Consider the following 22,715-nt stretch of genomic DNA (forward strand, 5'->3'; position numbering starts at 1 on the left):
ATAAGCAAACACTTATCTCAATGTCAAGCGAGCCAGTTTAATCCTGCTCAATTTGTTCGGCGCAGGCGTCTTGCACGCAGCCTCGCAGCCAGTGGTGCGCGGCATCGGCATCATGGCGTGGATGCCAAAGCAGCGAAACGGTGACGACCGGCATCGAAACCGGAAGCGGGAAGCTGTGCATGCCAATGCGCAAGGCGCTCGTGTGCCGTTCCGGCACGCTGGCGATCAGGTCCGACCCGCGGGCAAGCGCGAGCGCACTCGCAAACCCGCCGACGGTCACCACGATTTCTCGTTCAAGCCCCAGCAATTCCAGGGCCTCGTCGATGGGTCCCCTGTCGACCCCGCGCCGCGAAACACTGACATGCCGCCCCCCGACGTAGCGCCGGGTGGTCACCTCGCCCTCGCCGAGTGCGTGCTCTTTGCGAACCACACCGACGAACCAATCCCGGAACAGCGTCTGGATGCGCAGTTCCGGGCTCGTCGCCTTGCCGACGACGCCCGTTTCCAGATCGACGCTGCCGTCGCGAAGCAAGGCACTTTCCCTGTCGGCTTTCTGCACAAAACGCAAGCGTATACCCGGCGCTTCTGCGCCGAGCCGTGCCATCAGTTGCGGCCCGAATGTTTCGACGAAGCCGTCGCTGGTGCGCAAGATAAAGGTTCGCTTGAGGCGGCCGAGGTCGAGTGATTCCTGCGGCCGCAGAACGGCCCGCACATCCTCCACGAGTGGACCAACCCGCTCGCGCAGTTCAAGCGCACGCGGTGTCGGGACAAGGCCTCGCCCGGCACGGACAAGGAGCGGGTCGCCTGTCGTCTCGCGCAGACGCGCGAGCGCCCTGCTCATCGCCGATGGGCTCAGTCTCAGACGTTTGGCGGCGCGCGCGACGCTGCCCTCCGCGAGGAGCACATCGAGCGTAACGAGCAGGTTCAGGTCGGGCGGCGTCATGTCACAACAATAAGGACTTCGAGATATGGCGTCAAACGCACGATTGAAGTGCAAATGCTGCGTCTTCCGCCATCTGTCGCAAGCGCTTAGCCTACCGGGGGAAGTGGCAAGGAGCCCGAAGATGGACCAGATGGCGATTGATCGAACGGAACCGGCAGCCGGAAGCAAGGAGGTATCCGCTCGGTTGACGCTCACCGCGCTTGCACTCTCGACGCTGCTTGCTGCCCTCGGCGTCAGCATCGCCAACGTCGCGTTACCGACGCTGGCGCAGGCATTTTCCGCGCCGTTCCAGCACGTGCAATGGATCATCCTCGCCTATCTTCTTGCCGTCACGGTTTGCATCGTAAGCGTGGGACGCCTCGGGGACGTTGTCGGCCATCGGCAGGTGCTCCTCGCCGGAATCCTGCTGTTCACCCTTGCCTCCGCCTTGTGCGCCGCGGCCCCCACATTGTGGATGCTGGTTGCCGCCCGCACGGCGCAGGGGCTTGGAGCGGCTATCCTGATGTCGCTCAGCATCGCATTTGTTGGCGATACGATTCCGAAGGAAAGGATCGGCAGCGCAATGGGCTTGCTCGGAACGATGTCGGCAATCGGAACGGCGCTCGGTCCTTCGCTCGGCGGCGTGTTGATCGCCGGCGCTGGCTGGCGCGCGATCTTTCTGGTGATGCTGCCGCTCGGCATCGGCAACTTCATCCTCGCCTATCGCTATCTGCCGGGCGAAAGCCGCAAAGGCCTTGCAACCCGCACCGGCTTCGACCTGCCGGGCACATTGCTGCTGGCGGTGACACTTGCCGCCTATGCCCTGGCGATGACGATTGGTCGGGGCCGATTCGGCGGCTTCAGCGCAGGCCTGATCGGGCTTGCGGTTGTGGCGGGCATGCTTTTTGTGCTTGTGGAGAAAAGGACGAAATCTCCTCTGGTTCGGCTGGCGATACTGCGCAGCCGGGTTTTGAGCGGCAGCCTTGCCATGAACGGGCTCGTCTCGACCGTCATGATGACGACGCTGGTCGTCGGCCCCTTCTACCTGGCGCGCGGGCTTGGGCTGAGCGCCGCCCTCGTCGGCATTGTCATGTCGGGCGGGCCGATCATCTCAGCCTTGAGCGGCGTGCCGGCGGGGCGGATGGTCGATCGCCGCGGTACGCGCGCCATCATTCTGGCCGGCCTCTCCATTATGGTGGCGGGTTCACTTGCGCTCTGCCTGATACCGGCGACGTTCGGCATTGCCGGCTACATAACTGCCATTGCCATCCTCACGCCGGGCTATGCCCTGTTTCAGGCGGCCAATAATACCGCGACCATGAAGGACGTCGCCGCCGATCAGCGCGGCGTCGTCTCGGGCATGCTCAGCCTCTCCCGCAATCTTGGCCTGATTACCGGCGCATCGGTGATGGGGGCGGTTTTTGCCCGGGCATCCTCGGCGCTTGATATCGCGGCAGCACCTGCCGATGTGATCATTGCTGGCATGCATGTGACCTTCGCGGCTGCTGCGGTTCTGGCGCTCGCTGCACTGGCGGTCGCCGTGCGAACCGCGACCATCCGCCCAGAATAGGGAACGAGATCACATGTCCGGCGGCATCTTGTCGAACTTTGGCAGGGCCGGATCGACATGATCCCAGGGTAGCGCGCGCATGGCGTAGGTCACGACCTGCGGTACGTAGCGGTTCGGATCGTCGAGACTTGCCGCATGGATGGTAAAGAGTTCCGGCATGGTCGCGAAGGTCAGATAGACCGGCGATCCGCAGGTCGGGCAAAAGCCGTGCGACTTTATATTGGCGCTGTCGCCCGCAAGCGCCCACAGCTTCGCCTCGCCGCTGAGTTTCGGGTTAGCGCCGGCAAAGGTCATGTAGGATCCGTGTCCGGTGCCGCTGCGCCTTTGGCAGTCACGGCATTGGCAATCGTTAGAGAATACGGGTTCAGCCCCGATTTCATAGCGAACGGCGCCGCAGGCGCAGCCGCCGGTATAAGGCTTGCTCATGAGTTTCCTCCAATGATGGTTATGTCCGGATTGGGAAGTTAGTTTGTTTCGTCGGCGACATCGCCGATACGCGGGATGATCTTTCTCCAGCCGTCGCTCATGCTCCTGAACGCTGTATCGTTCTTCGGCGCGATGAAGCCGGAATGGGTCAGCGTGAGCCGCGTGCCGTTGTCGATCGGTTTCAGGACGAATGTTACAATCGTGTCGAGGCGCGAACCATAGCCGGTGTTGCTCTCGTGACCGCCTTTCCAGGCATAGGCGAAGCGTTCATTAGGTATGGCCTCGAGAACCTCGCAATGAATGGTGCCGTCCCACTCACCCGCCGGTGTTGTCTGATAGGTGAAGCGGTTGCCCTTCACGGGTTCAAAACCCTTGGCCGCCATCATCCAGCGGCCGATCAATGCGCCGGTGGTCAGCGTCTTCCAGATCGTCTCCGGCGCATGCGGGAAGACCTCGTCGACGACGATGTCGTGTGTATCGGCGTTCAATGCGGCGTCGTTCATGGATTGATCTCCTTGAGAAGGCTGCGAAGATTGGCGAACCGCTCGCGCCAGAAGACGCCGTAGTGGTTCATCCAGTCGAACAGCGGCTCCAGCCCTTCGGGCCTGGCGCGATAATAGACGTTTCGCCCCTCGGGCCGTTCGGCCACCAGGCCGGCACGTTTCAGTGACTTCAGGTGCTGCGATATGGCGCCCTGCGTAACCCCGCTTCCCCGCGTCAGCTCCACCACCGTGATTTCATCGGTCCCAACGATCCGCTCGAACACGGCGCGCCGGGTTGGATCGGCGAGCGTACGCATGACGTTGGTGATGGTAGCAGCATCGAGCATGAGAATACATTAGTGAATGCTAATTCATTAGTCAACGCTAATTTATAAGTTGAAGCGCATTTGAAGCGAAATAGATCGTGGTTGAAGCCATGCGGCTATCGGCGACGCATGTGTCGGTCGTGACCGACACCGAAAAGGCTTTCGTTTGGCCTCGCGTTTACCAATTCCACACGCCCGGCGAAATCCCCAGGGTCGCAACACACCATGTTAATGTGAAAGCCGCGCTAAACCTACGACCGCTGTCGGTTCGTCATTGAAAATCAGCCATCTCATAAAGCGGACGGATTTCGATCTCGCTCGGTCCGGGCATGGGGTTGGGGCAGCGCTTCACCCATGCGACCGCTTCGTCCATATCCTTGACGTCCCAGAGCCAGAAGCCGGCGACCAGTTCGCGCGGTGCGGCGAATGGACCGTCGATAACCGTGCGGTTCGCGCCATCGAAAGCAACGCGCTTGCCCTGCGAGGACGGCTTGAGCCCATCGGCATCGCGCAAGATTCCCGCCTTGGTCAGTTCGTCATTATACCTGCCCATGGCCTCGAACATCTCGGCCGTGGGAAGAAGCCCCTTTTCGCTGTCTTCGGTCGCCTTTACCAAAACCATCACACGCATCGTCTGTCTCCTTGTTTGAGCCGATCTCATCGGCCATTCATACAAACGACGAACGGAGCTTTCGGAAACCGACAAGTGTCAGCATTTTTAGACGAACGAGGCTCGGCGGGGAAAGTCTACTCCCACTCGATGGTGCCTGGCGGCTTTGAAGTCACGTCGTAGACAACGCGGTTGATGCCCTTGACTTCATTGATGATCCGCGTCGCCGCCTGGCCGAGGAAGCCCATATCGTAGTGGTAGAAATCCGCCGTCATGCCATCGACGGAGGTGACCGCCCGCAACGCACAGACAAACTCATAGGTGCGCCCATCGCCCATGACGCCGACGGTCTGCACCGGCAGAAGGACGGCGAAGGCCTGCCAGATCACGTCGTAGAGACCGGCCTTGCGGATTTCGTCGAGGTAGACGGCGTCGGCTTCGCGCAGGATTTCGAGCTTTTCACGCGTGATACCGCCCGGGCAGCGGATGGCAAGACCCGGACCCGGGAATGGGTGGCGTCCGATGAAATGGTCCGGCAGACCTAGTTCCTTGCCGAGCACGCGCACCTCATCCTTGAAGAGTTCGCGCAAGGGCTCGACCAGTTTCATGTTCATGCGGTCGGGCAGACCACCGACATTGTGATGCGACTTGATGGTCACCGACGGACCGCCGGTGAATGAGACGCTTTCGATGACGTCCGGGTAAAGCGTGCCTTGCGCGAGGAAATCGGCGCCGCCGAGCTTTTTGGCTTCTTCTTCAAAGACTTCGATAAAAAGCCTGCCGATCGTCTTGCGCTTCTTTTCAGGGTCCGCTTCGCCTTCGAGCGCACTGATGAAGCGCTCCGAGGCGTCGACGAGAATGAGCGGCAGATTGTAGTGCTCGCGGAACATCTGAACGACGTCGGCGGCTTCGTTCTTGCGCATCAGGCCATGATCCACAAGGATGCAGGTCAGCTGGTCGCCGACGGCTTCGTGGATCAAAAGGGCGGCCACGGAGGAATCGACGCCGCCCGAAAGCGCGCAGATCACCTTCTTGTCGCCCACCTGCTTGCGGATGGCATTGACGGCCTGCTCGCGATAGGCCGACATCGTCCAGTCGCCCTCGATACCGGCGATGCGGTGGACGAAGTTTTGGAGAAGCCTGGCGCCATCCGGCGTGTGCACGACTTCCGGGTGGAACTGGACGGCATAGTATTTGCGCGCCTCGTCGGCAATCGCCGCGAAGGGCGCGCCGGTCGATGTGCCCACGACCTTGAAGCCTTCCGGAATTTCAACCACGCGGTCGCCATGGCTCATCCATACCTGGTGGCGTGTGCCCTTGGCCCAGACGCCTTCGAACAGCGCGCACTCCTCCTGGATATCGAGGAAGGCGCGACCAAATTCCCGGTGGTGGCCGCCCTCGACCTTGCCGCCAAGCTGGGCGCACATGGTCTGCTCGCCATAGCAGATGCCAAGGACCGGAATGTTTGCATCGAAAACGTCCTGCGGGGCGCGCGGGCTCCCGATGTCGACGGTCGAGTGCGGGCTGCCGGAAAGGATCACAGCCTTGGGACGGATGCGGTGGAAAGCCTCGGCGGCAGACTGGAAGGGAACGATCTCGGAGTAGACGCCGGCCTCGCGCACGCGGCGGGCGATCAGCTGTGTAACCTGGCTGCCGAAATCGACGATGAGGACTGTATCTGGGTGCACGGGAGTGTTCATGGCGGGCCTTTAAAGCAAATGTCGAGTCGGTGCAATGGGTTACCACGCCGCACTGAAAAAGTGATTCCAGTTGTTTAGGGAAGAGATGAAGAGCTTGCGATTTTGATTCAACGGGCCGCTGGAATTCCCTCAAACAGCAATGCGCCCGTCTGCCAACGCCGCGCCCATCGCCTCGACCGCAAGGGCAAGCTTCTCGTCGATGACATGGAGATATTCTTTCCAGTCGTTGAGATGCCGCAGTTCCTCCTTGCCGTCGGAAATACCGCGCAGGCCGATGAGCGGCAGTCCGAAACGCTGGCAGGCCCGAAGCACGGCAAACGTCTCCATGTCGACCATTTCGGCGTGGACGCCGTCATAGGCCTCGCCGGAGACGATGTTGGCGCCCGTCGACAGGGAAGCCTCCTTGACGCCCGGAATGCGAAGCAGCAGCGGAACAACAACCGGCAGGTCGAGGAAGGGCGTCGCGCCTTTCTTGAACCCCAGCGGCGAGGCGTCCATGTCGCGATAGCTGACGTTCGTCACCTGGTAGATTTCGGCCTGTTCGAGCGTGCGCGAACCGGCCGAGCCAAGCGAAACGACAAGATCAGGGAGCGCGCGGTTGGCAGCGAGGCTGGCAAGCGTTGCTGCGACGCTCACCGCCGCCTCGACCGGACCAACCCCGGTTATCATCGGGGTAAACAGCCTTCGCAGATGCGGACCATATTCGGCATCGACAGCCATGGCGAAGACGACGTTTTTTCCGGCGATCGGCGTCAGGTAAGCGTACATGTCATCCTGTTGCATTGAGCATCCACAACGATGCGTTGAGAAGTGTCGCGAACGCCACCCAGGCGAGATAGGGCAGGAAAAGCAGCGCGGAACTTCTGTCCGGCTCCCATGTCACCTTTATGAAACCGATGATGGCGACGAGCAACAAGCTGATGACGATCAGCGCCAGTCCCATCTGCTGGAAGCCGAAAAATGTCGGCGACCAAAGGAAGTTCAGAACGAGTTGAGCCCACCAGAATTGCTGCGGCCGTGGCAGGCCGTAATCCCAGACGCGCCAGCCGGCAATGGCGATCAATATGTAGAGAATTGTCCAGACCGGAGCGAAGATCCAGTTCGGCGGGTTGAACGAGGGTTTCACCAGACCCGCATACCATTCACCGGGCAGCGTAATGTAGCCTATGGCGAGCCCACCGCCGATAACCAACACGAGAAACAAGAGAAGCGCCATGGAACGGGACATGCTCGAACCTTCTGCTGGAGGACGTGCCTTGCGGCTTTTGTAACGTTATTTTTCCCGTCTGAGAACTGAAATGAAGAACCCGTCCGTCGAGGTTGCGAGGGGTGAAAGGATCGCTGTTCCGTCCTTGAAAAGCGGGGAAAGATCCTTGGCCTCGCTGACCGCACGGTCCCAGAGCGGCTTTGTGTCGACGCGTGCATAGGCTGGGTTGCTGCTCAAGAAAGCATCGACCTGGTTGCCGTTTTCCGGCGCGAAGAGGGAACAGGTGATATAGACGAGCCTGCCCCCCGGCTTGACGTAGGCCTTGGCAGCATCGAGCACCTCGCGCTGTTCGACTTCACGGCGCTCAAGCTGCTGGTCGCTGAGGCGCCACTTCGCATCGGGCCGCCTGCGCCACGTTCCCGAACCCGTGCACGGCGCATCGACGAGTACAAGATCCATCTGCCCCTCGAGCACCGCGAGGTCTTCGACATTTGCGTGGGCCTGGGCGTTACGCACCCCTGCCCGTCGCAGGCGGTCGAAGATCGGCGCGAGCCGTGCGCGCTCGGCGTCATAGGCATGGATCTGTCCCTTGTTGCCCATTTCAGCGGCGAGCGCGAGTGTCTTGCCGCCGGCCCCGGCGCAATAGTCGAGCACCTGCTCGCCGGGCTTGGCATCGCTGAGCTTTGCCGCAATCTGCGAGCCCAGATCCTGCACCTCGAAGAGCCCGCGCTGGAAGGCCGGCTCGGCTTGCACGTTGGGATGGCGCCCCATGGCCCGCAAAGGCGGGACGCGCACCGCGGTTTCGAGCAGCGGCGCAGCGCTGGCGCCGGCCCGCGCCAGTTCCTTCAGGACCTTGTCACGATCGGCCTTCAGCGTGTTGACGCGCAGGTCCACGGGCGGACGGTCGCTGAGAGCTGCCGCCTCCCTCACCCAACGATCGCCGAATATCGCCTCGAAATGCGGCACACACCATTCCGGGACATCGGCACGGATGTGGTCGGGCGCCGAGGCAAGGTCGCGCGCTTCCCAGATCGAGCGGCGCTCGGCTTCGAGCGGCGCGGGAGCAAACTTGTCGCCGTCCAGCGCTGCATTGATCTCTTCCATGTCGAGTTCGGCATCGGAAAGCAGGACCCCGAAAGCGATGTGGCGGGCGGCATCGCTATCCATGCGCCAACCCAAAGAGAGCTTACGGCGAAGGGCGTCATAGACGATATTGCCGATGACCGCGCGGTCGCCGGCGCCGGCGAAACGGTGAGACAGGCCCCAATCCTTCAAGGCATCGGAGGCCGGTCGCTTGCGGTTCTCGATATCGTCCAAAACTTCGATTGCCGCCTGCAGGCGTCCGCCAAGTCGCATGTGCATTCCTTTTTCTGTCTTCCCTGTCGCATACATGGCCGCGGCAATAAAGAAAAGCCGGAGCGTGTGCCCCGGCTTTTCTCGGTTCAGATCGATGCAGCGTAATTATTCGGCCGCTTCAGACTTTTCTTCCTGCGAGATCGAGCTTGCTTCATAGCCATGCGCTTCCTTCAGCGCGGCGCGGACACCTGCCTCGTAGTCCGGGTGAACGCGCTTGAAATGTGCCAGCTGGCGCTCGACGATCGCGCCCGGAACGCCCTCCATCGCTGCGGCGATGTTGGAGAAGAGGCGCGACCTCTGGCCAGCATCGAACAGGCCGAACAGCGCCGCGACCTGACCATAGTCGTCATTGCCGATGCGGTGGTTATAACGATCGGCAGCGCCCGACAGGGGCAGCGGCGGTTCTTTCGCGGCGGGCTGTTCGACAGCTCCCGAGAAGCTGTTCGGCTCGTAATAGGCATCGACATTGCCGGTCTTCTGGCCGAAGAAATTCATCGGGCCATCCTTGTGATAGTGATGGACCGGGCATTTCGGTGCATTGACCGGGAGCGCTTCATAATGCGTGCCAAGGCGATAGCGATGGGCATCCGCATAAGAAAATACGCGCGCCTGCAGCATCTTGTCGGGCGAATGGCCAATGCCAGGAACGATATTCGATGGCGAGAAGGCCGCCTGTTCGATCTCGGCGAAATAGTTGTCGGCGTTGCGGTTGAGTTCCATGACGCCGATCACGATCGGCGGGAATTCGCCGTGCGGCCAGACTTTGGTCAAGTCGAAGGGGTTATAGGAAGTCCTCTCGGCCTCGGCTTCCGTCATGACCTGGACCTGAACAGTCCATTTCGGGAACTGTCCACGTTCGATGCCGCCAAAAAGCTCTTCCTGATAGGATTCGCGGGTCTTGCCGATCAGGTTTTCAGCCTCGGCATTGGTGTAGAATTTGTGGCCCTGCTGGGTCTTGAAGTGGAACTTTACCCAGAACCGCTCGCCCTGGTCGTTCCAGAATGAATAGGTGTGCGAACCGTAGCCATTCATGTACATCGGGGCGACGGGCAGACCGCGATCCGACATCAGGATCGTTACCTGATGCAGGCTTTCCGGCGAAAGCGACCAGAAGTCCCACATGGCAGTCGTCGAGCGCATGTTGGTGCGTGGATGGCGCTTTTGCGTGTGAATGAAATCGGGGAACTTCAACGGATCGCGCACGAAGAAGACCGGCGTGTTATTGCCGACGAGGTCCCAGTTGCCTTCGCTTGTATAGAACTTGATGGCAAAGCCGCGCACGTCGCGCTCGGCATCAGCCGCGCCAAGCTCGCCGGCAACAGTCGAGAAGCGCAGGAGCAATGGCGTTTCGGCGCCCGGCTGCAGCGCCTTCGCCTTAGTGTAGCGGGAAATATCGCCGGTGATCTTCAGGGTACCGAAGGCACCCCAGCCCTTGGCGTGCACGACGCGCTCGGGAATGCGCTCGCGATTCTGATGCGCAAGCTTCTCAAGAAGCTGGTAATCCTGCATCAGCACCGGGCCGCGTTCGCCGGCGGTGATGCTGTTCTGGTTATCGGAAACCGGCGCACCGGCAGTTGTTGTCAATGTCGGACGATCAGCCATTGGCCTCTCCCTAATATCTTCATGTTGAAAAAAGAATCCCACGGTGCAGCGCTGCCGCATCCGCGCGCACCATAGAACCATTCTAATCATAGTTTCCAATTGTATTTAGAATAATTATTGATAGGATTTGGTTATCATGTTTTCCGTCCGGCAAATTCGAGCGGACCCGCAGAAGCGTTGTCCTCACCGACATGGGCAAGCGGCTCCTGCCGCGCATCCGCACTATTCTCGATGAGATCCGTTCACTTGAAGAGCTTGCAGCGCAAAAGCGCGGCATCCTCAAGGGTCAGCTGCGGCTCGGCATCATTCCGACAATCGCGCCCTATCTCCTGCCGTTGCTCGTCCCCGCCCTGCATGAGGCTTATCCCGAGCTATCAATCGAATTGCGCGAAGCGGTCACTTCCAAACTTATCGAAGATTTGCGCCTCGGCGATCTTGATGCGCTGGTCGCTGCCTTGCCGATCGAATCGGAAGGGACGATCGCCCGGCCGCTGTTTCGCGACCGTTTTCTCGTCGCGACCTCGACCAATGATATCGATGTCCTGACCTCGCCGATGACCCAGGAGGATGTCGCCGTCGAACGCCTGTTGCTGTTGGAGGAAGGCCATTGCCTGCGAGATCAGGCGCTCGCTGTCTGCACCAATGTGAAGCGGCGGCAACTCGTCAACTACGGCGCGACGAGCATGGCGACGCTGCTGCAAATGGTCAGCCATGGCATGGGCCTGACCCTGATACCGGAAATCGCCGTCCGCACGGAAGCAACGCGCAACAATGTGCGGATTGTGGCTTTCGCTGATCCTGAACCTGCGCGAGATATCGGCCTGATCTGGCGCAAGCAGAGCGAGCGGCGCGATGATTTCGAGGCGCTTGCCGCGACGATCGTCGATTGCGGCAGGCAACTCGCCATCTCGGCGGACGAATTGAAGGCGCTGGCCGCATAGTCCTCCACTAGCGTCATCAGGTCCGACTTCGGCAAGCATGGTCCTCAGGTCGAGATCCCGAGGATGATGTAGTGTGATTGGGAGGAACCTATGCGACGGGCGGCAATGCGAGATGCAGCGCCAGCATAACCCATAATGCACCGTTCAGAATAAACCCAACCATGAAAAGCGGCTGCCGCAGCCTCAGGCGGTTGGACGTGATATGCACGATCGTATGCGCGACGCGCGAGACGACGAAAAGCCAAGCGAGAACCACGGCAAGAATATTGGCGCCGTTGACGACATACAGCGACAGGCAAACGACGTAGAAGAGAACCGGCAGTTCGTAGAGATTGATCAGATTGCGAATTGCCTTGACGCTTGCTTCGGGCTCGTTGAGCGGCAACCTGAAGTCCGACGGCCTCGCCTGACCGCTGATTACAGCCTCACGCCGGCGCAGAAATACCACGGCGTAAACGCAGCAGATCAGAAAGGTCAGCGCGATCATCGGCCAGAAAATTGCGGTCTGTGACATCCATAGCCCTCCATTGTTGAATACGTTCTAGTCAGGCTTGTGGATCATGCGCAAGCCTTCAATCCTCGCCATATAAGTCGAAAGATGATCGATGAACGCGCGGACCCTGCGTGGGACGAAGAGGGAGGTGGCGTAGACCGCGTGGATATCGAGCGGCGCGTAGGCATGGTCGGGAAGCACCCGTATCAAGCGGCCGCTATCGAGATGCGCCTTGACGAGCGGCACCTGTGCTCCGCCAATGCCGAGACCGGCGCAAAGCGCGTCGTTGAGCACAAAGGCGTTGTTGGCGAGAAAGGTCGAGCGAACCGGGACAGTGACAGGCCCTGCCGGCCCGATCAGCGGGATCGCCTCTCCGAGCGGCGTCCACGCGAAACGGATATGCCGATGATGAATGAGATCGTCCGGCGATTGCGGCGTACCATGTTCGGCAAGATAGCCAGGCGAAGCCACGAGAATGCGCTCGAACGTTGCAAGCTTGCGGGCAATCAGCCCGGACGATTTGAGTTCGCCAAGCCGGATGGCGACATCGACCCCTTCGGTGATCACGTCGGCGATGCGGTCGTCTAGGACAAGCTCGATCACAAGGTCCGGATGCAGCCGCTGAAATTCGATGACGGCCGGGGAAAGATGCATCTGGCCGAAGCCGACCGGACCATGCGCCCGGAGGTTGCCGCGCAGTCCGATCGTTGCCGCTGCCACGCTCTCCTCCGCCTCGTCGACGGATTGCAGGATCGCACGCGCCTCCCGGTAATAGGCCTCGCCGGCTTCCGTCAAAGCCAGCCTGCGGGTGGATCGATGCAGCAACTGCGCATTCAGGTGTCGCTCAAGCCCCATGACCTGCTGGCTCACGGCGGGCTGGGTCAGGCCAAGTTCACGCGCCGCCGCCGAGAGCGTGCCCAGCTCAGCAACCCGAACGAACGTCTTCATAGCCGCAAAACGATCCATGACGGCCTCAAATTTTCACTTATGAATGTTATAAATATCGCGCGTCTACATAAATTGAAATATATAAATCATCTTAGCCTTCGCAGCAGATCAAGGAGGCACAAATGAAATTGGGACGGAAGAAGGCGGTTGTCGTCGGGGCCAACGGGATCATTGGCGGCAATCTCATCGCCCATCTGGTTGAACTCGGCGACTGGGAGATCGTTGGACTTTCACGTCGCGGCGGAAAGGCGGCAGGCAAGCTCACCCACATCGCCGTCGATTTGCTCGACGTCGATGATACGAGGGACAAACTCGCGGGTCTTGCCGACGCAACCCACATTTTTTACGCGGCCTATCAGGACAGGCCGAGTTGGGCCGAGCTCGTGCCGCCCAATCTCGCCATGCTGGTCAATGTGGTCAATGCCATCGAGCCCATCGCACCGCGCCTTAAGCACATCAGCCTGATGCAGGGATACAAGGTCTATGGCGCGCATCTCGGGCCTTTCAAGACTCCGGCGCGGGAAACCGACGCCAATCACATGCCGCCGGAGTTCAACATCGATCAGCAGGATTTTCTAGAAGCCCTGCAAAGGGGCAAGACCTGGACGTGGTCGGCGCTGCGCCCGTCTGTCGTGGTCGGCTTTGCCCTGCGCAATCCGATGAACCTCGCTTCGGTGATCGCCGTCTATGCGTCGATGTCAAGGGAACTTGGCATACCGTTGCGTTTCCCCGGCAAGCCCGGCGCCTATGACAGCCTTATGGAGATGACTGACGCCGGTCTTCTGGCGCGGGCAACCGTATTCATCGCGACGCACCCGCAATGTGGCAACCAGGCCTTCAACATCAACAATGGCGACCTTTTCCGCTGGAGCGAGATGTGGCCGAAGATCGCGAAATTCTTCGACCTCGAGGTCGCGCCGCCGCTTCCGATGGCGCTCGGGGTCGTGATGGCGGACAAAGCGGATCTCTGGAAGCGGATGATCGACAAGCACAACCTTTTTGAAACGCCCTATGAGGACGTTTCGTCATGGGGCTTCGGCGATGCTGTTTTCAGCTGGAACTACGATTTCTTTGCCGACGGGACAAAACTCAGACGCGCCGGCTTCCACGAATATGTGGACACCGAGGAAATGTTCATGCGGGTTTTCCGCGACCTTCGCGACAGGAAAATCATTCCCTGAAGCTGTGGGACGGGCTCAGCCAGCTGCGATATCGGTCTTCGCGAAGTCGTTGCCCTTGTATAGCAAAGGTACGCCGTAGTGACGCGCGCGCATAAGACTCACTGCGTGAATAGTTCGCCCTGACGGCGCGGGCTGTCGTAGTTGAGGAAGAATTCGTCGAGTTGCGGCGGCGGCACCTGCGTCCCCGCAAGCATTGCGTGGGCCTGACCGCGATGATGGATCTGATGGACGAAAAGGTGCGACAGCACGAGGCGGATCGGCTCCTGCGAGGTGTCGCCGGTGCGCCACGTGATCGAAATGACGCGGTCCAGATCTTCTGGGCTCAAGCCATCGCAAAATTCGATCAGGCTAATGTCGAACTCTTCCTGGGCGCGCTTCAGATCGCTCGCCTTCGGAAACGGCACGTCGCCTTCGATCCCCACATTCTGCCGGCCCTTGCCGATCATGTCGGCCATATAGATATGGTCAACTATCAGATTGTGATTGAGCGTAAGCTGGATCGACGGGAAAAAGCTGGTGCGCTCCTGTGCGAATTCCTCGTCGGTCAATTGCTCGCAGGCGGTCAGAAGGCGATGGTTGGACCAGGCGCTGTTGCGCGCCATGGCCGAAAAGTGGTCGCGGAGGGCGCTGTCAGTCATCGCCTTCCGCCCTTTTGTCAGTTGCCGCCCGGATAGTTCGGGCTCTCACGTGTGATCGTGACATCATGGGTATGGCTCTCGCGCAGACCGGCATTGGTGATGCGCACGAATGTAGCCTTTTCGCGGAATTCTTCCAAGTTCCTGGCACCCACATAACCCATGGATGCACGCAAGCCTCCTGCCAACTGGTGCAGCACACCCGCGACCGGGCCCTTGTAAGCGACCTGTCCCTCGATGCCTTCCGGCACCAGCTTCAATTCATCGCGCACTTCAGCCTGGAAATAGCGATCGGCCGAACCGCGGGCCATTGCACCTACGGAGCCCATGCCGCGATAGGCTTTGAACGACCGCCCCTGATAGAGATAGACCTCGCCCGGGCTTTCTTCAGTACCCGCCAAAGCCGAACCGGCCATGGCGGCCGAGGCGCCTGCCGCCAAAGCCTTGGCGAAATCGCCAGAATATTTGATGCCGCCATCGGCGATGATCGGAACATCTGCCTTCTGCGCTGCCTCGACGGCCGACATGATGGCCGAAAGCTGTGGCACGCCCACCCCGGCGACGATGCGCGTGGTGCAGATCGAACCAGGGCCGATGCCGACCTTGACGGCGTCGGCGCCGGCGTCGATGAGGGCTTGCGTTCCAGCGGCAGTCGCCACGTTGCCGGCGATGATGCGCACGGCATTCGACATTTTCTTTGCACGGGTCACCGCGTCGAGAACGCGCTGCGAATGGCCATGCGCGGTATCGATGACGAGAACATCGACACCGGCGGCGATCAGCCGTTCAGCCCGTTCAAAGCCGTCTTCGCCGACGCTCGACGCGGCCGCCACGCGCAGGCGTCCCTGGGCGTCCTTCGCGGCATTCGGGTTGAGCTGCGACTTCTCGATGTCCTTGACCGTAACCAGTCCGACACAGTGGCCGCGATCGTCGACGACCAGCAGCTTTTCAATGCGGTGCTGATGCAGGAGGCGCTTCGCCTCGTCCTGCTGCACGTTCTCGCGCACGGTGATGAGGTTGTCGCGCGTCATCAGTTCGTGGATTTTTTGCGCAGGGTTTGATGCAAAGCGTACGTCGCGATTGGTGAGAATGCCGACGAGCCGTCCCGGTCTGCGACTGCCCTCACCGGCATTCTCGACGACGGGAATGCCAGAAATGCCATGCGACCGCATCAGCGCCTGTGCATCTGCGAGCGTGGCATCAGGGCCGATCGTGACAGGATTGACCACCATGCCCGATTCGAACTTCTTGACCTGGCGAACTTCCTCCGCCTGTCGTTCCGGGGAGAGGTTGCGGTGGATGACGCCCATGCCGCCGGCCTGAGCCATGGCGATGGCGAGCCGCGACTCGGTAACCGTGTCCATGGCGGCGGAAAGCAGCGGGAGATTGAGTTCGATATCCGGAGCGATGCGGGTGCGAATGTCGGTCTGACCGGGCATGACTTCGGAATGACCGGGTTGCAGCAGGACATCGTCAAATGTCAGTGCCAATGCGCCTGTTGCGGATTCAACGATTTTTGCCATGGACCAATTCCTTGCGGTAAAGACTAAAGGGCGCACCACACGGGTGGAGCGCCGATCACGTTCAGTTCAGATGAATTGGCACGGGCTGGTAACACGGATATGTCCGTTTGAAAAGGCTCAAACGCAATTCAAATACGATCAACTTATCGCCATCGGATCTACAGGTGGTCTATCGCGGCGCTGCAGGCGCACGATATTGAGGCAAATCCACGCCGCCGGGCGCGATGCCCGGCCGGCGGTCCACAGGGCTGCCAACGATCAGACGTCGAATTGATAGGTGACGGGAACGAAGCGATAGCCGCCTTCCTGTTTCTCGGCAAAGCCGACCGAGGGGAACGGCATGTGGTAGCCGATGAAAGGCAAGCGGTCGGTCGCAATCATATCGAAGACCTTCTTGCGGGTTGCGGCCCCCATGGCCTTGTCCGTATCGAAGGCGACTTCCCAATCCGGCCGCTGCAACGAGGCGACATAATGATTGGCCGTGTCACCTGTAATGACGAGGTGTTTTCCACCGGATTCAATGTGGAAGATCATATGCCCCGGGGTGTGTCCATAAGCTGCTTCACTGGTGATGCCGGACGCGACAGGATCCCCGGCCTTGATGAACTTGATCTTTTCGGCAAGCGGCTTGACCTTGGCGGCAACGGCCTTCGCACCGTTTTCTGCCGGCGTTCCCATGCGGGCCGGGTCGGTCCAGAACGAATATTCGAGCTCGCCGGCAACGATGCTGGCATTGGGGAATGCCGGCGTGTCGCCGTTGATGAGACCGTTGATGTGGTCGCCATGCATATGCGTGAGAACAACGATGCTAACCTGGTCGGGCGTATAGCCGGCGGCCTTCATGTTGGCCTCGAGCCTGCCGAGGCCATTCTCCCGTCCGGCCGCCCCGAAGCCCGTATCGAACAGGATAAGGTCCGATCCGGTATTGATCAGCACGGGCGAGAAGCCGTTGACGAATTTCGTCTCCGGCAGGAAGTTCGCCCGCATCAATTGTGAGACGGCTTCCTGCGTCTGGTTGGCGCCGAAGGTTGGATAGGGTCCGTCACCTGGGCGCAGTCCGTCGAGGACGGTGGTAATTTCGTACTCGCCAAGCTTGAACCGCTTGAAGCCCGGCGGCGGCGTGTCCGACTGGGGCACGGCGGCGGCCATGGCGGAATCGGCAATCAATTGCGGCATCGTCAAACCTCCGATGGCTGCTGTGGAGGCCACGAGCAAGTCGCGGCGGGAAATCTCGAAACTTTGCATGACGCCTCTCCTGTGTATTCGTTCAACAGCCAAGCTTACACCGGCATGCGAACCCGTCGTCCTTGCGGCCATGGCAAATCGATCACAAGACGGCGTTGCCGGATCACATCTCTTTGATCGCGGCTTGAGCGCCGGAACAGCGGGTGCTATCGGAGCTTTCATCAAGAGCAACTGAGTCCTGCGTATCGGACCCTGCCTCCTGTTTTCTCGGTTGTGAGAACTGGAAACATCGTGAACCGCATAGTTCCCCTCGTCCTTGCCGTCGCTCTGTTCATGGAGCAAATGGATTCCACCGTTATCTCGACATCGCTTCCGGCAATTGCTGCGGATATCGGTACGAGCCCTATTGCGCTGAAACTCGCCCTGACCGCTTATCTCGTTTCACTGGCCGTGTTCATCCCCGTCAGCGGCTGGATGGCCGATCGCTTCGGAGCAAAGAACGTGTTTCGCGCGGCGATCGTCGTCTTTGTCCTCGGCTCCATTGCCTGTGCCGCGTCGGGATCACTATTTGCCTTCGTCGTGTCGCGGTTCTTTCAAGGTGTCGGTGGCGCAATGATGACGCCGGTCGGCCGCCTCGTTCTCGTCCGCTCGACGCCGCGCAGCGAACTTGTCGGTGCGATGGCCTGGCTCACCATGCCCGCGCTCATAGGGCCCTTGCTCGGTCCACCGGTCGGAGGGTTTCTGACGACCTATTTCAGTTGGCACTGGATCTTCCTGATCAACGTTCCGATCGGCATTATCGGCATATGGTTCGCCACGCGCTATCTTCCGGCCATCGAAACGCTGATCCAGCGGCCGCTCGATGTTCCCGGATTTTTCCTGAGTGGCATCGCCGCCTCCGGCATTGTCTTCGGACTTTCCGTCGTGAGCCTGCCTGCCCTCCCCTCGTGGGTCGGTTTTTCGACGCTGGCGCTCGGGATTGTTTCTGCTGTGCTTTACCTGCTTCACGCGCGAAAGACGCCGGAGCCACTTCTCTCGCTCGATCTCTTCAAGAATCAGGTGTTCCGGGCATCGATAGTCGGGGGAAGTTTGTTTCGAATAGGCGTCGGCGCGGTGCCGTTCCTGCTGCCGCTGATGTTCCAGATCGGCTTCGGCATGACACCGTTTCAATCCGGTCTCATCACCTTTGTCTCCGCCGCTGGCGCAATGAGCATGAAGCTGGTGACGAAATGGTTTTACAGGAAGACGGGCTTCCGCAACTCGTTGATGTACGGATCGGTGGTCGCCGCAGCATTCATCGCCGTCAATGGCTTCTTCACCCCGGAAACGCCCTATGTACTGATGATCCTCGTCCTTCTTGCCGGCGGCTTCTTCCGCTCGCTGTTCTTCACCGGCACCAATGCGCTCGCCTATGCGGACATCCCGAATGAACAGACGAGCCTTGCAACACCTATCAGTTCCGTTGCCCAGCAGATCTCCATTGCGCTCGGCGTTGCAGTTGCAGGCGGCATACTCGAGGTCTCGACCAAGATGCATGGCGGCCCGCTGCAACTCTCCGATTTTCACATCGCGTTCTTCATCGTCGCGGCAGTATCGAGCTTCGCGTGCCTGTCGTTCCGGGGATTGCGAGCCGATGCAGGCGCAGAAGTTTCCGGCCACCGGCCATTGGTGAAAGTGCCGGCCGCGGCGGAGTAGGCGAACGCTAAAGAGGTGCTTTTGGGAGTATTTCCCCCTTACAATGAAAAGAACCCGGACCGGCTGGCAAGTCTGCATCCGGGTTCATTTCATTAGATAAGGAAACGGGGGGCGGGCGAAAGCTCGCCCCTCACTCCAAGACAGAATTTAGCACTTTCCTCGTTATTTCCACGTCAGGATACTGGCATCATCCCTTGAAATCGCGTGCCAGCAGATAGAGCTCGACAGACTCGGCGCGCGACGCCGGCGGCTTCACATGATGGACGGATTTGAAGTTTTTCTTCAGCAAAGCCAGCAATTCGTTTTCCGTCCCGCCCTGGAACGTCTTCGTCAGGAAATGCCCGCCGGGCCGCAGCACCGCAACGGCAAAATCCGCCGCGACCTCGCAAAGATGCGTGGTGCGGATATGGTCGGTGCGACGGTGACCGGTGGTCGGTGCCGCCATATCGGAGAGCACGATATCCGGCTGGCCGCCGAGCGCTTCCATCAGTTTGTCCGGCGCGGCATCGTCCAGGAAGTCCATTTCGAGAAGCGTGACGCCCGGCAGGGGATCGACGTGCAGATAGTCGATGCCGACGACGGTCGGTTGCTCGTCTAGCGACCCGACAATCGACGCGGCGATCTGGCTCCAGCCGCCCGGGGCGGCGCCAAGATCGATGATACGCTGGCCCTTCTTCAGGATCTTGTAACGGTCGTTGATCTCGATGAGCTTGTAGGCGGCGCGCGAGCGATAGCCGTCCTGCTTCGATCGTTGCACGTAAGGATCGTTGATGTGCCGTTCCAGCCAGCGGCGCGACGATTCCTTGATCGTCCCCGCCTTCTTCTTGATCTTGGTATGAAGGCCGCGCGTTCCCGTGCCGCCGCGCCCGCCCGTTGTTGTCTTAGCCATGTGCACTCCGGTGCCAGCGATTGCGCCACGCCCCATCGCGCGACATGAGTTCAGTCAGGATGCCTTCGCGCAAACCCCGGTCGGCCACACGCAGCTTCTGGCTCGGCCAGACATTGCGAATGGCGTCCAGAATGGCGCAGCCGGCCAGAACGAGGTCAGCGCGGTCAGCCCCGATGCAGGGATTGGCGACGCGCTGGTCAAAGCTCCAGGAGAGGAGCTTGCTCGTCATTTCGGTTACGTCGTTATTCTCCATCCAGATGCCGTCGATGCGGCGCCGGTCGTAGCGTTCGAGCCCGAGATGGATGCCAGCCAGCGTCGTGACGGTGCCGGACGTGCCGAGAAGATGAAAATTCTGGCTCTTGACGAGATCGCCGAGCTTGTGCCGCTCGGAGAAATCATTGAGCAGCTCGGCAACGTGGTTGACCATGACGGCGAAATTGTCCGTCGTCACGTCGCGCCCGCCGAAGCGTTCGGCAAGTGTTACTACCCCGACCGGAAGCGACGTCCAGGCGATGATGTGCTCGGCAAGACGCGGCGAACGACGCTCGGTGAGGTCGATCAGCGCGATTTCGGATGAGCCACCGCCAATATCGAAGAGGACGACAGCATCGGTCTCGCGCTCGACCAGGGTGCCGCACCCGGACACGGCCAGGCGTGCTTCGGTTTGCCGGTTGATGATCTCGAGTTCAAGCCCGGTCTCGTCCTTGACCCGCCCCAGAAATTCCGGACCGTTTTCTGCCTGACGGCATGCCTCGGTCGCGATAAGCCGCGCCTTGCGAACATCGTGATTCTCGAGCTTGTCGCGGCAAATCTTCAATGCCTCGATGGCGCGGTTCATGGCGCTGTCGCCGAGCCGTCCACTGGCGCCAAGTCCCTCGCCGAGCCGCACGATGCGGGAGAATGCATCAACGACACGGAATTGCCCGGGACGCGTCGGCGAGGCAACGAGAAGACGGCAATTGTTCGTGCCGAGATCGAGCGCGGCGTAAAGGGGCCCAGAAAAGCGGAAGTCTTGCCGAGACGACTGCGGTTGCGGTGTTGCCGATGCAGTTGCAGAAACGGTCGCTGGCGCCGGCGTTGCGGACGCTGGCGGCTTTACACCGGCCCGGCCACGCCGACGAAAACGATTGGGCCGGCGATTCTTTCCATGCTTGGTGGCAGCGGCAGGCGTTTCAGCAGTGGAAACTGAAACAGGCGTTGGCGCAAGCGAAGGTGCATTCGAAACAGCCGCCTGTTTCGACTTGCCGCGCCTGCGACGGCGTGCTCGTTTCCTGGGATTCTTGTCGAAGCGTCCTTCCTGGGAATCAGGCTGGTCGTTCCGCGCATCGAGCGCAGAATCCCCGTGAGGCCCGGGCCCATTCTTGGGGTGACCTGTGCTGCCATTCAGCACCGTGCCACCGCCAGACGCCCCTCCGTGCGGCGCGTTGCCCGCGCCCGTTTCGGGGTCTTTCAAGATATTTTCCTTTGAGCGCCGCGCGAACCCTGAAGGACGCAGCAGGACGCTTTTTCAATTAACGTTGAACATAATGTAACACGCTTTGACAAATATTAAAGTGCACGAGCTGAATTAGCGCGAAGCGTGGTCCATCAAGATCACGAACCTTTATCCACGCCCGCCGTAAAATCTGGCAACCTGTTGTTCCATGAATGTTCCGCCACATTAATCCAAAGGGATTAGGAGCGGCCAATATGTGCAGCAACGATCATATGTTAGTAGCGTTCCGTCGATCCTTCCGCCAGAATCCCACGCCGACACCCTCAACGAACTGCTGAACACGCTTTATTTGCAATTTCTGGTTGTATTTCTTCATTGTACAACCGTAGTCGATGGATCCTTTATGCCAGAGCATGAGCACAGGCCGGTTTCCGTGGTCGGCCTTATACTTTTGTGTGCAGCGACCCTGATCTTCCTCGTGGTCATTTGGCTTGTCGGCAGCGCCTTTGCGCGGTCCGAACCAAATTTCACCCAGAGTGAAGCGGTCGGCGGCGGCGTGGTAATTGCGTCTGTGCGTTGACGAGCCGACATACCACTTCCTGAACTGATCAACAGAACGTTGGAGTGCGCGGTAGCGAACCAATCCGCAACCGCGCAAGGGCAGTTTGCTACGTATCTGGAGTAGCGCAGCGCAACCGATCGGCCCGCAAAACCAATCCACCACCAAGGCTCCGCGCGCGAACAAAACAGGAACAAATTCCTTTTCATATAGGTCTGGTTGTGGCAATCTCTTGGAAAAGGAGATTCTGATGAACGCGATATCCCGGCAACCGGAGGATGAAATCGATGAGGCGTTGGCCTACCATCAGGGCGATGCTCGGGCGACGATTGCCGCGCTGCTTTCCGAACGCGAGTTCCTTCTGCGCGAGATCGAGTATGCCTCGCTCGCCCTGTCTTATGGCTTTGCGCGTGGCTGGAAGCCGGGACGCCAGACCCCGGCGCGATAGACTTCAGCGGCGTCACGTGCGAAGCTTGTAGCAGAGTAAAGCGAGGCACGATGAAACATAGTCCTAAACAAATACCCGCGGTGGGCGTAAAGCCAAAACCCGTTCTAAGTCCTTCCGAGCAGAAGAATCTGGCCACAACGCTTGCGGCGACCGCCATTATCAACGATGAAACCGCAAAATGGGAAAACAAGACCGCGCGTCTCAAGGCATTGCGCCTTGCGAAGGAAGCTGCGGAACAGACGGAAGTCTCCACGCGCGCTCCCGCGACGAAATCGAAGACTGTGCGCAAGGCAAAGGCGAGATGATCCCATTCTTGAGCTCAATCCGAGTTCGCATGGACGGACGGCCGTTCTCCGTCCTTTGAAGGCGGCGATAAATATTTTCAAATAGAAATGGCTATCTGAAGCACCGAGGCAATTCGTTATATTACACGCAAATATTTTATTGGGTTGTGGCATTGACGAAATAAAGCCTGGTGTTTATATAAGTCCCATCGGTATTTGGTAGTTTGTCAGTCCTTTTATTGCGCCACTAGGCGCTCTGAAAAAATCCTTCTTCAAAAATCGAGCTAAAAAACTGCTT

Annotated in this window: 23 protein-coding genes and 1 pseudogene; 7 read left to right on the forward strand and 17 right to left on the reverse strand. The window is 59.9% G+C overall.

What is annotated here, in order from left to right; translation table 11 throughout:
* Window positions 1–37: 37 nt before the first annotated feature.
* Window positions 38–943 carry a LysR family transcriptional regulator gene (locus BR48_RS0104140; protein WP_027230144.1) on the reverse strand — a complete coding sequence of 302 codons (906 nt, stop codon included), beginning with the start codon at window positions 941–943 and terminating at the stop codon, window positions 38–40.
* Between the two features lie 121 nt (window positions 944–1,064).
* Here BR48_RS0104140 and BR48_RS0104145 point away from each other — a divergent pair, with 121 nt between their 5' ends.
* Window positions 1,065–2,492, forward strand: a complete 1,428-nt coding sequence (locus BR48_RS0104145; protein WP_027230145.1) for an MFS transporter — start codon at window positions 1,065–1,067, stop codon at window positions 2,490–2,492.
* A 9-nt stretch (window positions 2,493–2,501) separates the two neighbouring features.
* On the opposite strand, the gene BR48_RS0104150 is transcribed toward BR48_RS0104145, so the two are convergent.
* The 9 genes from BR48_RS0104150 to BR48_RS0104190 form a co-directional block, all read right to left on the reverse strand.
* Window positions 2,502–2,918, reverse strand: a complete 417-nt coding sequence (locus tag BR48_RS0104150) for a GFA family protein (RefSeq protein ID WP_027230146.1) — start codon at window positions 2,916–2,918, stop codon at window positions 2,502–2,504.
* A 38-nt stretch (window positions 2,919–2,956) separates the two neighbouring features.
* Entirely contained in the window at window positions 2,957–3,421 is a 465-nt protein-coding gene (locus BR48_RS0104155; protein WP_027230147.1) for an SRPBCC domain-containing protein, read from the reverse strand.
* On the reverse strand, window positions 3,418–3,747 hold the full coding sequence (locus tag BR48_RS0104160) for a metalloregulator ArsR/SmtB family transcription factor (RefSeq protein WP_027230148.1): 330 nt from the start codon (window positions 3,745–3,747) through the stop codon (window positions 3,418–3,420). The genes BR48_RS0104155 and BR48_RS0104160 overlap by 4 nt, the downstream gene beginning before the upstream one ends.
* Window positions 3,748–3,997: 250 nt before the next feature.
* On the reverse strand, window positions 3,998–4,357 hold the full coding sequence (locus tag BR48_RS0104165) for a YciI family protein (RefSeq protein WP_027230149.1): 360 nt from the start codon (window positions 4,355–4,357) through the stop codon (window positions 3,998–4,000).
* 116 nt (window positions 4,358–4,473) lie between these two features.
* Entirely contained in the window at window positions 4,474–6,036 is a 1,563-nt protein-coding gene (gene guaA, locus BR48_RS0104170; protein WP_027230150.1) for a glutamine-hydrolyzing GMP synthase, read from the reverse strand.
* Window positions 6,037–6,165: 129 nt separating this feature from the next.
* Window positions 6,166–6,819, reverse strand: a complete 654-nt coding sequence (locus tag BR48_RS0104175) for a 5'-methylthioadenosine/S-adenosylhomocysteine nucleosidase (RefSeq protein ID WP_245273345.1) — start codon at window positions 6,817–6,819, stop codon at window positions 6,166–6,168.
* On the reverse strand, window positions 6,806–7,264 hold the full coding sequence (locus tag BR48_RS0104180; RefSeq protein ID WP_027230152.1) for a TspO/MBR family protein: 459 nt from the start codon (window positions 7,262–7,264) through the stop codon (window positions 6,806–6,808). Before BR48_RS0104180 ends, BR48_RS0104175 begins: the two co-directional genes overlap by 14 nt.
* Window positions 7,265–7,309: 45 nt before the next feature.
* The gene (locus BR48_RS0104185; protein ID WP_027230153.1) at window positions 7,310–8,599 is read right to left on the reverse strand and encodes an RsmB/NOP family class I SAM-dependent RNA methyltransferase; all 1,290 of its coding nucleotides are present in this window, start codon (window positions 8,597–8,599) and stop codon (window positions 7,310–7,312) included.
* A gap of 105 nt (window positions 8,600–8,704) precedes the next feature.
* On the reverse strand, window positions 8,705–10,201 hold the full coding sequence (locus BR48_RS0104190) for a catalase (RefSeq protein WP_027230154.1): 1,497 nt from the start codon (window positions 10,199–10,201) through the stop codon (window positions 8,705–8,707).
* A gap of 155 nt (window positions 10,202–10,356) precedes the next feature.
* On the opposite strand from BR48_RS0104190, the pseudogene BR48_RS23770 reads away from it, so the two are divergent.
* Window positions 10,357–11,142: pseudogene (locus tag BR48_RS23770) on the forward strand (LysR substrate-binding domain-containing protein); the annotation flags it as partial.
* Window positions 11,143–11,230: 88 nt separating this feature from the next.
* Here the strand turns inward: BR48_RS23770 and BR48_RS0104200 are convergent.
* Both BR48_RS0104200 and BR48_RS0104205 read right to left on the reverse strand, forming a co-directional pair.
* A complete protein-coding gene (locus BR48_RS0104200; protein ID WP_027230155.1) occupies window positions 11,231–11,656 on the reverse strand; it encodes an MAPEG family protein in 426 nt (141 codons plus the stop codon).
* Between the two features lie 27 nt (window positions 11,657–11,683).
* The gene (locus BR48_RS0104205) at window positions 11,684–12,601 is read right to left on the reverse strand and encodes a LysR family transcriptional regulator (protein ID WP_027230156.1); all 918 of its coding nucleotides are present in this window, start codon (window positions 12,599–12,601) and stop codon (window positions 11,684–11,686) included.
* 104 nt (window positions 12,602–12,705) lie between these two features.
* On the opposite strand from BR48_RS0104205, the gene BR48_RS0104210 reads away from it, so the two are divergent.
* On the forward strand, window positions 12,706–13,764 hold the full coding sequence (locus tag BR48_RS0104210; protein WP_027230157.1) for an SDR family oxidoreductase: 1,059 nt from the start codon (window positions 12,706–12,708) through the stop codon (window positions 13,762–13,764).
* 98 nt (window positions 13,765–13,862) lie between these two features.
* On the opposite strand, the gene BR48_RS0104215 is transcribed toward BR48_RS0104210, so the two are convergent.
* From BR48_RS0104215 to BR48_RS0104225, 3 genes are all read right to left on the reverse strand, one after another.
* Complete coding sequence (locus BR48_RS0104215) at window positions 13,863–14,402, reverse strand: DinB family protein (RefSeq protein WP_027230158.1); 540 nt, start codon at window positions 14,400–14,402, stop codon at window positions 13,863–13,865.
* 17 nt (window positions 14,403–14,419) lie between these two features.
* A complete protein-coding gene (gene guaB / locus BR48_RS0104220) occupies window positions 14,420–15,922 on the reverse strand; it encodes an IMP dehydrogenase (protein ID WP_027230159.1) in 1,503 nt (500 codons plus the stop codon).
* A 258-nt stretch (window positions 15,923–16,180) separates the two neighbouring features.
* Entirely contained in the window at window positions 16,181–17,167 is a 987-nt protein-coding gene (locus tag BR48_RS0104225; RefSeq protein WP_051614525.1) for an MBL fold metallo-hydrolase, read from the reverse strand.
* Between the two features lie 231 nt (window positions 17,168–17,398).
* Between BR48_RS0104225 and BR48_RS23775 the strand changes: the two genes are divergently transcribed.
* Window positions 17,399–18,802: an MFS transporter gene (locus BR48_RS23775; RefSeq protein ID WP_036813283.1), complete on the forward strand. Its 1,404-nt coding sequence runs from the start codon at window positions 17,399–17,401 to the stop codon at window positions 18,800–18,802.
* Between the two features lie 187 nt (window positions 18,803–18,989).
* Here BR48_RS23775 and BR48_RS0104240 read toward each other — a convergent pair whose 3' ends face one another.
* Together BR48_RS0104240 and BR48_RS0104245 are read right to left on the reverse strand one after the other, a co-directional pair.
* Window positions 18,990–19,691 carry an RlmE family RNA methyltransferase gene (locus BR48_RS0104240; protein ID WP_036813285.1) on the reverse strand — a complete coding sequence of 234 codons (702 nt, stop codon included), beginning with the start codon at window positions 19,689–19,691 and terminating at the stop codon, window positions 18,990–18,992.
* A complete protein-coding gene (locus tag BR48_RS0104245; protein WP_027230162.1) occupies window positions 19,684–21,144 on the reverse strand; it encodes a Ppx/GppA phosphatase family protein in 1,461 nt (486 codons plus the stop codon). Before BR48_RS0104245 ends, BR48_RS0104240 begins: the two co-directional genes overlap by 8 nt.
* 238 nt (window positions 21,145–21,382) lie before the next feature.
* Here BR48_RS0104245 and BR48_RS26530 point away from each other — a divergent pair, with 238 nt between their 5' ends.
* The 3 genes from BR48_RS26530 (at window position 21,383) to BR48_RS23780 (ending at window position 22,438) form a co-directional block, all read left to right on the forward strand.
* A complete protein-coding gene (locus BR48_RS26530) occupies window positions 21,383–21,706 on the forward strand; it encodes a hypothetical protein (protein ID WP_210165008.1) in 324 nt (107 codons plus the stop codon).
* Between the two features lie 229 nt (window positions 21,707–21,935).
* The gene (locus BR48_RS0104255; RefSeq protein ID WP_027230164.1) at window positions 21,936–22,133 is read left to right on the forward strand and encodes a hypothetical protein; all 198 of its coding nucleotides are present in this window, start codon (window positions 21,936–21,938) and stop codon (window positions 22,131–22,133) included.
* Window positions 22,134–22,183: 50 nt separating this feature from the next.
* Window positions 22,184–22,438: a hypothetical protein gene (locus BR48_RS23780; protein WP_174207676.1), complete on the forward strand. Its 255-nt coding sequence runs from the start codon at window positions 22,184–22,186 to the stop codon at window positions 22,436–22,438.
* Window positions 22,439–22,715: the final 277 nt, after the last annotated feature.

Origin of the sequence: Phyllobacterium sp. UNC302MFCol5.2 (genome assembly GCF_000686005.1) — a bacterium.
GTDB lineage: Bacteria > Pseudomonadota > Alphaproteobacteria > Rhizobiales > Rhizobiaceae > Phyllobacterium > Phyllobacterium pellucidum.